This is a genomic window from Microbacterium ginsengisoli, assembly GCF_000956535.1.
Taxonomy (GTDB): Bacteria; Actinomycetota; Actinomycetes; order Actinomycetales; family Microbacteriaceae; genus Microbacterium; species Microbacterium ginsengisoli.
On the sequence record NZ_JYIY01000037.1, the window covers coordinates 1 to 11,188 of the forward strand.

The 11,188-nt window shown below is 71.0% G+C and carries 11 protein-coding genes, 1 tRNA gene and 1 pseudogene; 9 read left to right on the forward strand and 4 right to left on the reverse strand.

What is annotated here, in order from left to right:
• Nucleotides 1-687, reverse strand: a 687-nt coding sequence (locus tag RR49_RS00740) for a twin-arginine translocation signal domain-containing protein (RefSeq protein ID WP_045245854.1), incomplete at its 3' end; no start/stop codon positions are given.
• 180 nt (nucleotides 688-867) lie between these two features.
• On the opposite strand from RR49_RS00740, the gene RR49_RS00745 reads away from it, so the two are divergent.
• Both RR49_RS00745 and RR49_RS00750 read left to right on the forward strand, forming a co-directional pair.
• The gene (locus RR49_RS00745; protein WP_045245855.1) at nucleotides 868-1,791 is read left to right on the forward strand and encodes an AEC family transporter; all 924 of its coding nucleotides are present in this window, start codon (nucleotides 868-870) and stop codon (nucleotides 1,789-1,791) included.
• A gap of 118 nt (nucleotides 1,792-1,909) precedes the next feature.
• On the forward strand, nucleotides 1,910-2,662 hold the full coding sequence (locus RR49_RS00750) for a sulfite exporter TauE/SafE family protein (protein ID WP_045245857.1): 753 nt from the start codon (nucleotides 1,910-1,912) through the stop codon (nucleotides 2,660-2,662).
• Between the two features lie 3 nt (nucleotides 2,663-2,665).
• Here RR49_RS00750 and RR49_RS00755 read toward each other — a convergent pair.
• Both RR49_RS00755 and RR49_RS00760 read right to left on the reverse strand, forming a co-directional pair.
• Nucleotides 2,666-2,738: transfer RNA gene (locus RR49_RS00755), tRNA-Lys, on the reverse strand.
• A 114-nt stretch (nucleotides 2,739-2,852) separates the two neighbouring features.
• The gene (locus tag RR49_RS00760; RefSeq protein WP_045245858.1) at nucleotides 2,853-3,503 is read right to left on the reverse strand and encodes a fasciclin domain-containing protein; all 651 of its coding nucleotides are present in this window, start codon (nucleotides 3,501-3,503) and stop codon (nucleotides 2,853-2,855) included.
• Between the two features lie 252 nt (nucleotides 3,504-3,755).
• Between RR49_RS00760 and RR49_RS00765 the strand changes: the two genes are divergently transcribed.
• The 7 genes and pseudogenes from RR49_RS00765 (at nucleotide 3,756) to RR49_RS00795 (ending at nucleotide 9,806) form a co-directional block, all read left to right on the forward strand.
• Nucleotides 3,756-5,483 (forward strand): cytochrome c biogenesis protein DipZ, encoded by a 1,728-nt coding sequence (locus RR49_RS00765; RefSeq protein WP_045245859.1) that lies wholly within the window; start codon nucleotides 3,756-3,758, stop codon nucleotides 5,481-5,483.
• 78 nt (nucleotides 5,484-5,561) lie between these two features.
• Nucleotides 5,562-6,161 carry an ECF RNA polymerase sigma factor SigK gene (gene sigK, locus RR49_RS00770; RefSeq protein WP_211255122.1) on the forward strand — a complete coding sequence of 200 codons (600 nt, stop codon included), beginning with the start codon at nucleotides 5,562-5,564 and terminating at the stop codon, nucleotides 6,159-6,161.
• A complete protein-coding gene (locus RR49_RS00775) occupies nucleotides 6,158-6,949 on the forward strand; it encodes an anti-sigma factor (protein WP_045245860.1) in 792 nt (263 codons plus the stop codon). The genes sigK and RR49_RS00775 overlap by 4 nt, the downstream gene beginning before the upstream one ends.
• A 153-nt stretch (nucleotides 6,950-7,102) precedes the next feature.
• Nucleotides 7,103-7,450: a helix-turn-helix transcriptional regulator gene (locus RR49_RS00780; RefSeq protein WP_045245865.1), complete on the forward strand. Its 348-nt coding sequence runs from the start codon at nucleotides 7,103-7,105 to the stop codon at nucleotides 7,448-7,450.
• Nucleotides 7,451-7,536: 86 nt separating this feature from the next.
• Nucleotides 7,537-7,941 (forward strand): VOC family protein, encoded by a 405-nt coding sequence (locus RR49_RS00785; RefSeq protein WP_045245862.1) that lies wholly within the window; start codon nucleotides 7,537-7,539, stop codon nucleotides 7,939-7,941.
• 52 nt (nucleotides 7,942-7,993) lie between these two features.
• Nucleotides 7,994-8,632, forward strand: coding sequence for a hypothetical protein (locus RR49_RS00790; RefSeq protein ID WP_045245863.1), 639 nt, complete (start codon nucleotides 7,994-7,996; stop codon nucleotides 8,630-8,632).
• Nucleotides 8,633-8,921: 289 nt separating this feature from the next.
• A pseudogene (locus tag RR49_RS00795) lies at nucleotides 8,922-9,806 on the forward strand (aminotransferase class IV).
• Nucleotides 9,807-10,173: 367 nt separating this feature from the next.
• Here RR49_RS00795 and RR49_RS00800 read toward each other — a convergent pair.
• A complete protein-coding gene (locus RR49_RS00800; RefSeq protein WP_048809487.1) occupies nucleotides 10,174-10,953 on the reverse strand; it encodes a type IV toxin-antitoxin system AbiEi family antitoxin domain-containing protein in 780 nt (259 codons plus the stop codon).
• Between the last annotated feature and the right edge of the window lie 235 nt (nucleotides 10,954-11,188).

The following is an 11,188-nucleotide window of genomic DNA, read 5'->3' on the forward strand; positions in this document are numbered from 1 at the left end:
GGGGAGGGTGGGGAACCCGTAGTCGCCGAACGATCCGCCGCTCGGGTCGTTCGGGCGGTACGCCCACGTCGCCTCGGGCCACGCCTGCACGCCCTGATACGTGCTGCCCGAGGACGCCGGGTTCACCGAGAGGCCGTCCATCAGGTCGATGTACCAGCGCAGCTCGAGGTGCGAGTGCATGTCGGCGCTGTCGCCGGTGACGATGGCGGCGCCCATCGGCACCCCGGTGAGCGGGGAGTAGCGGGCGTCGGAGAACGCCTGCACCATGGCCGCGGTCGTGTGCGGGCTGAGGGGGTCGTGCGGGTGGAACGCCGAACCCCAGGCGGAGTGGTCCTGCACGATCATCGGCTCGATGCGGCCGGGCGACTGCGCGTCGATGACGTGCAGGTCGCTGAGGTGCCCGAGGTAGAGCAGCGACCGTCGGCGACTCGTGCGGGTCGGGTCGGCGGTGCGGCCCAGCACGTCGTAGCGGGCGATGTAAGGCTCGCCGGGGCCCGCGGTGAGCGTGCGGTACGAGCCCTTCGTCACCGGTCCGTAGAGGATCGTCTGCAGCAGCGTGCTCGGGATCTCTCCGGGGTCGGTCTGGGCGAGGGCGAGCTGCGGGGCGAGGGTCTCGACGCTCACGCCGAGCGCTGCGGCGAGCGCGGCCGTGCGCGCCAGGAACTGGCGGCGAGAGAGTCCCCCCATTGCTGCCCTTCGGGTCGGCAACCGTGTGCGAGTGGGCTCATCATGGCATGCACGCGGGGGTGCGGCAACGCGGTGCCGAGAGCGGATGCCGCGGGCCGCGGCATCCACCGTCGTCACCGCGCGTGGCGAGGTGCGTCGGCCGTGGTCAGACCATTCGTCCGGGTCTCGTACCCTGGGAGGGTGTTGACCACTCTGACCGGATTCGTCGTGGTCGGCGTGGCGATCGGTGTCGGGTACCTGCTCGGCCGGATCGGACTGCTCGGTCCGCACGCGCCGTTCGTGCTCGGCCGGCTCGTCTTCTACGTGCTCTCGCCGTTCCTGCTGTTCGTGGTGCTCTCGAAGGCCGACGTGCACGTGCTGTTCTCGGCGCAGCTGCCGGCGTCGGCGTTGACGGCTGCGATCGTGCTCGCCGTCTACGTCGTGATCGCGCGGCTGGTGTGGCGGCGCGGACTCGGCGAGACAGTGATCGGCGCGCTGTCGGCGGCGCAGGTGAACTCGAACAACATCGGCATCCCGCTGTCGCTGTACCTGCTGGGGTCGGCCGCCTACCCGGCGCCGGTAATCCTGATGCAGCTGCTGATCCTCACCCCGATCACCCTGGCGCTCTTGGATGCCGCGACCTCCGACGAGCTGCGCATCGGGCGCACGATCCTGCGCACCGTCACGAACCCGATCGTGATCGGCTCCCTGCTCGGCACGTTGTTCTCGGCGTTCGAGATCCCGCTCCCCGACATCGTGTTCGAGCCGCTGCAGTTCATCGCGGGCGCGGCGGTGCCGGTGCTTCTCATCTCCTACGGAATGTCGCTCAACGGCCAGAAGGTGCTCGGGGTGGCGGGTCATCGCCGCGACGTGCTGCTCGCGAGCGCGCTGAAGCTCATCGTCATGCCGGTCGTGGGGTGGCTCGTCGCGACCTACGTGCTCGGCCTCGACGCGCACGGGGTGCTCGTGGTCGTCGTGCTGGCGGCGCTGCCGACCGCGCAGAACGTCTTCAACTACGCGCAGCGCTACGGGGTCGGCCAGACGATCTCCCGCGACACCATCTTCATCACGACGATCGGCTGCATCCCGGTGCTTCTGGCAGCCGTGCTGCTGCTACCGCACTGACGCTCGACGTCACAGTCGGCGGCGGGGCCGCGGCATCCGGTTCTCCGGCGCACTGCAGCCGCGACACCGCGCCGGCGTTCGTCGCGCGGCCGCGGCCCGCATCTGCCAGGGTGCTGATGTGCCGGATCTGCTCACCGCCTCGTTCCTCGTGGTCGCGGGTCTCGTCGCCGGCGTGATCGGCACGGCGGGCGGCATCACCTCCCTCGTCGCGTTCCCGGCGCTGCTCGCGGTCGGCATCCCGCCGCTCGCGGCGAACGTGACGAACTCGGTGGCGCTCCTCGGCAGCGGGCTCAGCTCGGCGCTGCGCGCGGGACCCGACCTGCGCGGCCACTCCGCGACGCTGCGCACCTGGATGCCGCTGTCGATCGTCTTCTCCCTCGTGGGGGCCGTGCTGCTCGTGCTCACCCCGGGCGCCCTGTTCGACCGGGTGGTGCCCTTCCTCGTGGCGACGGGCTCCCTCGTGCTCCTCGCGCAGCCGCTCATCGCCCGCGCGCAGCGACGCTTCGGGCGAGGGATGCCGCGTCCCGCAGCCGCGATCGCCGGGGGCGCCGTCGCGACCTACAACGGCTATTTCGGGGCGGGTTCCGGCATCCTGCTGATCACCCTGCTGCTGCTCACGACCGAGCCCGTGCTGCACCGCGCGAACTCGCTCAAGAACGTCATCCTCGTCGCCTCGGACGTGTTGCCCGCCATGCTGTTCGCGGTGTGGGGCACGGTGGTGTGGGCGGCGATGTGGCCGCTCGCGATCGGCGCCGTGCTCGGTGGCCTCATCGGCCCGGCGGTGGCCCGTCGTCTCCCGCCGGCGGTGCTCCGCGTGCTCATCGCCCTGTGCGGCTTCGCGCTCGCGGGGTATCTGCTCGTCCGGGGGTGAGGGTGGGCCCGGTGGGGCTCGAACCCACGACCCGCGGATTAAAAGTCCGATGCTCTGCCGACTGAGCTACAGGCCCGTGTCCTCCAGCCTACTGGGACGCGCACGGCGCTCCGGCCGGTGCCGGGCAGACGAAAGCGACCGCTCGGACTCCGGCGAGTCCGAGCGGTCGCTGACATGAGTGACGCAGGCGTCAGTTGCTCGGCGGCATCAGCACCGTGTCGATGAGGTACACGGTTGCGTTGGCGGTGTGCACGCCACCGCAGATGACGGCGGAGTTGCCGTTGACGGTGAGGTTGCTGCCGCTGCCCGACACGGTGAGGGTCTGGCCCTCGACGGTCGTGTGGGTGCCGACGATCTGCGACGGCGGGATCTGACCGGCCACCACGTGGTAGGTCAGGATCTTCGTGAGCAGGTCGCTGTTGGTCTTGAGCGTGTCGATCGTGGCGCTGTCGATCTTCTTGAACGCGTCGTCGACAGGGGCGAACACGGTGAACTCGCTGCCGTTCAGGGTCGAGACGAGGTTCACGTTCGGGTTCAGCTTGCCGCTGACGGCCGCGACGAGCGTCGTGAGCAGCGGGTTGTTCGAGGCCGCGACAGCGACCGGATCCTGCGACATGCCCTGGATCGAGCCGGCGCCCGAGGGCACCGCCGACGCGTAAGCCGAGCAGCCGGGGCCGACGAGGTCGGCCGAGGGGTCCATCGTGGCGGATGCCATGGGGGTCGACGACGGCGTCGACATCGATCCCGAGCTGGTGGTGGAGCTCGAACATGCGGTCAGCGCGAGGGCGCCCGCGAACAAAAGCGCGACGCCGGAGATGACCTTGGACTTCGTGGTGAGCATGATTCCTCCGTGGTGAGGGGTGGGCCGGGGGGACCCGTGGGAGTGAACGACGCACCCGAGCGTTCCGGGGGCGTCCGCCGCGGTGCGACGTTCACCAAGCCGTTCGGGGCGGTCGCGGGATCGGATTGGACATCGATCAGATCCGGATGCCGCGGGCCGCCGCATCCGCTCACTCAGCGTGTTCGCGGGCAGCAGTTCCCATCCGAACGGGCGACGGGGCCGAAATGCTACCGACACGAAAGGGAGGTCGCCATGACCCTCGTCATCATCGGCCTCCTCGGCGGACTCATCACCGGCATCTCGCCGTGCATCCTTCCGGTGCTGCCGGTCATCTTCCTCACGGGAGGCGTGCAGGCCAGCGCCGCGACCGGCGACGAGGAGGTGCGCCCCGCCTCCCGCTGGCGGCCGTTCCTCGTGATCGCCGGCCTCGTGCTGAGCTTCACGGTCGTGACCCTCGTCGGGTCGCTGATCCTCGGACTGCTGAACCTGCCGCAGGACATCATCCGCTGGGTCGGCATCGTCGTGCTGATCCTCATCGGCATCGGCCTCATCGTGCCCCGGTTCGAGCGCATCCTCGAGAAGCCGTTCACCTGGCTTCCGCAGAAGGAGGTCACGAACCGGGGGAGCGGCTTCGGCGTGGGTCTCGCCCTGGGCGCGGTGTTCGTTCCGTGTGCCGGTCCCGTGCTCGCGGCGATCATCGTCGCCGGCTCCACCGGCCGCATCGGCGCCGACACGATCCTGCTGACCGTGTCGTTCGCGATCGGTGTCGCCGTGCCGCTGCTCGTCTTCGCGCTCGCCGGGCGCGCGGTCGTGCAGCGCATCCGCGCGTTCCGCACCCGCGAGCGCCTGCTGCGCATCATCGGCGGCTCCGCCATGATCGCGCTGTCGGTCGGGCTGGTGTTCAACGTGCCCCAGCTGCTGCAGCAGCTCGTGCCCGACTACACGTCGGGGCTGCAGCAGCAGCTCACCGACAACCCCGACGCGCAGAAGGCTCTCGCCCTCGGCGGCCTCGTCAACGACGAGAACAAGAACCTCGACAAGTGCACCGCCGGTGCCACCGAGCTCGAATCGTGCGGCACGGCGCCGAGCATCAAGGGCATCCAGCAGTGGTTCAACACCCCCAACGACCAGCCGATCACCCTCTCCCAGGAGAAGGGCAAGGTCGTACTGATCGACTTCTGGGCGTACTCGTGCATCAACTGCCAGCGCTCCATCCCGCATGTCGTCGCCTGGAACAAGGCCTACGCCTCGCTCGGACTCGAGGTCATCGGCATCCACTCGCCCGAGTACGCCTTCGAGAAGGACCCGGCGAACGTCATGGCCGGTGCCAAGAACTTCGGCATCACCTACCCGGTCGCCATCGACAACAACCTCGACACCTGGACCAACTACCGCAACCGGTACTGGCCCGCCCACTACCTGATCGACGCGCAGGGGGTGGTGCGCAACATCCAGTTCGGTGAAGGCAACTACGCCACCACCGAGAACCTGATCCGCCAGCTGCTCGTGCAGGCGAACCCGAACGTGCAGCTGCCCCCGCCCACCGAGGTGCAGGACACCACCCCGCAGGTCGGCTCGACCACGCAGGAGACGTTCCTCGGCGCGGCCAAGCAAGCCAACTTCGGCGGCGGCACCGCCTACGACCCGGGCACGACCACCTTCGCCTACCCCGACTCCCAGCCCGACGACTCGTTCGTCGTGCAGGGCAGCTGGAACCTGACCTCCCAGAGCATCACCCCCGGCACCGACCAGCCCGCCCAGGTGCGGCTGCGCTTCCACGCCGGCATCGTGCAGATGGTGCTCGGCGGCACCGGCACCGTCACCTACACGCTGCAGGGTGGCGTCACCCAGACCGTGCAGGTCAGCGGCACTCCCAACGCCTACCAACTGGTCTCCAGCGGAGCCGCCTCCGACGGTCAGCGCGTGCTGGAGGTGACCGTGTCGCCCGGCGTGCAGGCCTACTCGTTCACCTTCGGATGACGGTGATGACGGATGCCGCGGCCCGCGGTATCCGTCACCCGCCCCGTCCGCTGCGAGAGGAGTCCGTGAATGTACGGCATGCTGGTCGACATGGTGATCGACGGCGCTGACGTCCCCGACGAGGGTCCCGTCGTCGACCGCATCGCCGAGTTGCTGGTGGCGACCGCCGGCGGCGACCAGGGCGCGTTCGCCGAGCTGTACGACGCGCTGTCGTCGCGGGTGTTCGGTCTGATCCTGCGCGTACTCGTCGACCGGTCGCAGAGCGAAGAGGTGCTGCAGGAGGTCTTCCTCGAACTGTGGCAATCCGCCGGGCGGTTCGTTCCGAACAAGGGACAAGGCCGCACGTGGGTGATGACCATCGCCCACCGCAGAGCCGTCGACAGAGTGCGCGCATCGCAGTCGAGCAGTGACCGGGACACCCGAGCCGGGCTGCGGGAGATCGCGGTGCCGCACGCCGACGTCGCCGAGCAGATCGAACTGAAAACCGACGCCGAACGTGTGCACGAGGCGCTGCGTTCCCTTCCCGAGGCGCAGCGCGAAGCGCTCACTCTCGCCTACTTCGGCGGCTACAGCCAGAGTGAGGTGGCCGCCCTCGTGGGTGCACCGCTCGGCACCATCAAGACACGAATGAGAGACGGGCTCGCCCGACTCAGACAGGAGATGGGGGTGACCCCGTGAACGAGAACGACTTCGCCGAGCTGTCGGCGGCCCGCGCCCTCGGTGCTCTCTCGCCCGACGAGCAGCGCGCCTTCGACGAGGCGCTCGCGTCGCACCCCGAGTGGGCTGCCACCGTTGCTGCCGACGAGGCGGCCGCGGCCGCACTCGCCGACACCGTGACGGATGTCGCGCCCCCCGCCGACCTGCGCGCCTCGCTGCTCGCCCGCATCCAGGACCTTCCGCAGCACTCCGACGCGGATGCCGCGGCCGACGCCCCGCCCGCGCCGTTCACGTTCGTCACACCGAGCGTGGAATCGGTGCGGTCGGCCCCGATCGCGAACGCGCGGCGGGCACGCCGCATCCTCTTCGCCCTCGCCGCGAGCATCGCCCTGGTGGTCGCGATCGGCATCGGCGGCACGATGATCGCCGGGCAGCTGAACCCGAAGCCCGCGGCGGTCGTCGCGCTCGAGAAGATCGAGTCGGCACCGGATGCCGCCAGCGCCCAGGCGGGCGTCACCGGCGGTGGCACGGCCACCCTGCACTGGTCGTCCTCGCTCGGGCAGGCCGTGCTCGTCTCGTCGGGCATGGCGAGCCTCGCAAGCGACCGAACCTATGAGCTCTGGTACCTGCGAGACGGCGTGCCGACCGCGGCGGGCACGTTCGATGTGTCGGGCGGGTCGGCGACCGCGCAGCTGCGCGGCGGGTTCCAGGCGGGCGACATCGTCGCCGTGACGGTGGAGCAGCAGGGCGGCTCGGCGACCGGCCAGCCGACGACGAAGCCTGTGCTCGCGATCGAGACGCCGGCCTGACGCACTCCGGCGGTGCGCGCCCGGGGAGACCGGCGTCACCGGCGCCCCGTGCGCGCCCGGCATCACCGGCCCTCGCAGCGCTAGCGTGAACGGGTGACCCCCCGCGCGCAGACCCCCGAGGTGCTCGCGCGCCTGCGACGGGCGCGCGACCTGATGGACCGCTCGTACGCCGAACCGCTCGAGGTCGCGATCATGGCGCGCGAGGCGTTCATGTCGACCGCGCACTTCTCCCGTGAGTTCCGCGACGCGTACGGGGAGACACCGTACGGCTACCTGATGACGCGCCGCATCGAGCGCGCCATGGCGCTGCTGCGGGCGGGGACGACGGTGACCGATGCGTGCATGCGGGTGGGGGCGACATCCCTCGGGTCGTTCAGCGCCCGGTTCACGCGGCTTGTCGGCGAGACGCCGAGCGCCTACCGGGCCCGCGATCACGCCGCCACCGAGGACATCCCGGCCTGCATGGCGCGGGTGCTCACCCGCCCCACCCGGTTCGTCTGATCGCGCACCGCGTCCCGGTCGCCGACGTTGCCGGGTGAGCAGGATCAGAGAAGCGGATGCCGCCTCCCGCCCGTAGCGTGGAGGCCATGACCTCGATCTCGCTCCGCTTCTTCCCGATCACTGCCGACGACATCGACGCCGGCATCGCGTTCTACCGTGACGGACTCGGCCTCGAGCTGCGCAACAACGTCGCCGCGGGTGACTTCCACTGGGTCACGCTCGGCGTGCCCGGCACCGACGTGGCCGTGGTGCTCTCCGAGCCCGGTGCCGGCCGCTCGCCCGACGACGCCGAGGCACTGCACCGGCTCGTCGCGAAGGGCGCGATCGGCCCGATCGTGTTCGAGACCGACGACCTCGACGGCGTGTTCGCCCGCCTCACCGCCCTCGGCGCCGACCTCGTGCAGGAGCCGACCGACCAGCCGTGGGGGCCGCGCGACGCCGCATTCCGCGACCCGGCCGGCAACCTCATCCGCATCAACCAGGCCGGCTGAGCCGGCGGGCGGTGCGGCCCGGGAGGCGCCCCTCGCCCCGTACCCTGGACAGGTGAGCGACGATCCCCGGCCGTACCACAAGCCCGTGCGCCGCCCCGCCGAGCTGTTCGACCGGCTCTACTCGGGCGACGACCCGGCCGAGGTCTCGCGCATCGCCCACTCGACCGCCGCCGCACTCCTCGCGCGCGTGCGCGAGGACCCCGACGTCGACGTCGTCGAACGCCTCGTCGCGTTCACCGACCGTCACGGCATCGACGACATCGCCGATCTGTGGTCGCGTGCGCCCGCTCGATCTCTGCCCGGCGCGCTCTGGCGGCTCTATCTGCTGCAGCTCATGATCCACGACGACCCGCGCACCGCGGCGTTGCTGTTCGAGCGCGGACGCCTGGCACGTTCCGGAGCCGACGAGGTGGTCGCCGGAGCGCCGACCCCGGCCGGCCCGGACGAGCTCGTCACCCTCATCGACACGATCCTGCGGGGGCTGTTCCAGGGTGACTTCGCGGTCGCACTCGAGCGGGCGGCATCCTTCTGTCGCATCGTCGCCGCCGGTGCGGTGCAGCTCGCCGACGACCACGACGTCGCGGAGCCGGCGCGCGCGAGCGCCTTCACGACGCGGGCGCTGCGCCTCGACACCTACGCGGAGGACCTCTCGGGCGCGGCGGCGCTCTGGCGCCGCGACGCGCTCGCCTGAGTAGCGCTCGGGCGCCGCGACGCGCGGGACGGGCGGCGCTTCGGCGCCGCGACGCTCGCTCCTGAGTCACGCCCTCGCATCGCGACGCGCCCGACCGGGCGGCACCCGCACGCAGGAAGAGAAGAACCGAGCCGCAGAAACGCCTCTCGGCGCAAGGCCGCTCGCAGCGGCAGATATTGGAGCCCGGGGTTACTGCGGCCCGGCCGGTCCAGTGTAACGGAGCGCCCCCGCGCGGCATTCCCGCGTCATCCGCCCGGGCGCGTCGCCGTCGCGCGCGTAGGCTCGCAGCATGACCTGGCGTTTCGCGCTCATCATCGAGCCCGTGGCATCCGATGACCCCCGCACCGACTTCGACACGACCTTCGCGCCCGTCGACGCCTCGGCCCCCGCCCTCAGCATCGGCGAGCTCAGCACCCAGCGCGGAGACGGCATCTTCGAGTCGATCGGTGTCGTCGACAGGCACCCGCAGGAGGTCGAGGCGCACCTGGCGCGGCTCGCGCACTCCGCGGAGATCTGCGACCTTCCGGTGCCGAAGCTCGCCTAGTGGCGCGCCGCCGTGGCCCGCGCGGCGGCGCAGTGCCCGGAGGGCGAGGCGGTCATCAAGCTCATCCTGAGTCGCGGCATCGAGCACGGCCCGACCCCGACCGCGTGGGTGACCGCGTCGGCCGCGCCCGACTATGCCCGCCCGCGCGCCGAGGGCATCTCGGTCGTCGTGCTCGATCGCGGGCTCGACCTCGCCGCACCCGCCCGCGCCCCCTGGCTGCTGCTCGGTGCGAAGACGTTGTCGTATGCGACCAACATGGCGGCGCTGCGCGAGGCGCACCGACGCGGCGCGGATGACGCCGTCTTCGCCACGTCCGATGGATTCCTGCTCGAGGCGCCGACCGCGTCGCTCGTGCTGCGCCGCGGCGATGTGTTCGTGACCCCCGAGCCCGCCGCCGGCATCCTGCACGGCACCACCCAGCTGAGCCTGTTCGCCCACCTCGCCGAGCGGGGGTTCACGACCGCCTACGAGACCCTTCCGACGGCGGCCCTCGCCGACGCGGATGCCGCGTGGCTCGTCTCGAGCGTCCGCCTCGCGGCCCCGATCACGGCCGTCGACGGCCGGGCTCTCCCGCATGATGCGGCTTTCACGGCCGAGCTGAACGCCTACCTGCTCTCGCCGCGCGACTGAGCCGCGGCATCCGGGTGTGCGGCATCCCGGGCTGACGCGGTACGCCCCATCGATCCTTTGCCCGCCGCGACTGAGCGGCAGCATCCGGGCGTGCGGCATCCGCGCCGCGGCATCCCGGCCCGGCCGCGGCATCCGGGCGTTCTCGGTCCCGGGTGACGCGCCACAACCGTGTGCGCGCCGGTCTTCAGGCTGACGCGCCAGACCGTGTGCGACGCCGGCTTTCGGCGTGTCTCGCACCCCGCAGCGTCGGAACTTCTCGATGGCACCCCGCGACTGCGCTCGGCGCGGCGGGGTGTCGGGAGAAAGTTCCGACGTTGTGATGATCGCAGCGGGTTGTCGACGCCTACCGGCGTGCGTCGCAGGTCGATCACCCCAGGCCGAGCGCGCCGAGGATCGCGCGTTCGACGAGGTCCCAGTCGTGCACGATCAGGGCGTAGTCGAACCGTAGTGTGCGGTATCCCCAGGCGGCGGATGCTGCGTCTCGAACGAGGTCGTGGTGTCTCCGTTCGGCGCCCGCGTGGTTCTCGCGCCCGTCGGCTTCGACGATGAGGCGTCCGTCAATGAGAAGGTCGACCCGTCCGACACCGAGGACGGAAACCTGGGCGCGCACGTCGAGCTGCCAGTGCCGCAATCGCCAGCGGATCAGCGACTCCAGCCCGCTGTCGGCATCGTCTCGCGCGAACGCGATCGCCTCGCGGGCTCGGTCGTTCGTGCGCTCGTGCAGCCAGGCGAGATCGTGCGGCGCGACGAGTCCGAGGCGCAGGGAGGACTCCAGGGCGACGAAGAACTGCTCCGTTCCCGCGCAGCGATCGATCTCCCTGAGCACGCTCCGCGCTGTCGCCCGCGGGGTCGGCGCGTCGCCCCAGTGCACGATCGTGTCGGCTTCGATGATTGTGGGGGTGCGGCTGTGGTGGCCACAGCGCAGGTGGAGGTGGTCGTCGTCGCTCAGCACCCAGATCCCGAGGTGGCGAGCCGCGCTGATGCACGCGAGCCGGCCTCCCGCCCGCGCAGCGCGACGCACATCGTCGCAGCTCGACGGTGTCGCGAACACGCCTCGCCGCAGGCGGATGAGCTCGCCCGTCTCGAGCGCACGTTCGATGCGGGTGCGTGAGTAGCGCAGCGCGCGAAGCTGCGCGCTCGTTCGCACCGCCGTCCTCTCGTCGCACACATGGCCATGGTGGGCGCACATCACGTCGTGAGTGTCCGAGCAGCGCGGCATCCGTGGATCGTCGGTGGCCTGCGGGCATGGGGGAGGGGACGTCACTCCACACTCCGTCGGAAGTTCTGCGCGACACCCCGCCCTCGTCATGCGCGACCCGGCGAGTCGGCCACAACTTCCGACATTGCGCAGGGAGGGAGGCGGCGACGAGAGAGGGAGGGGG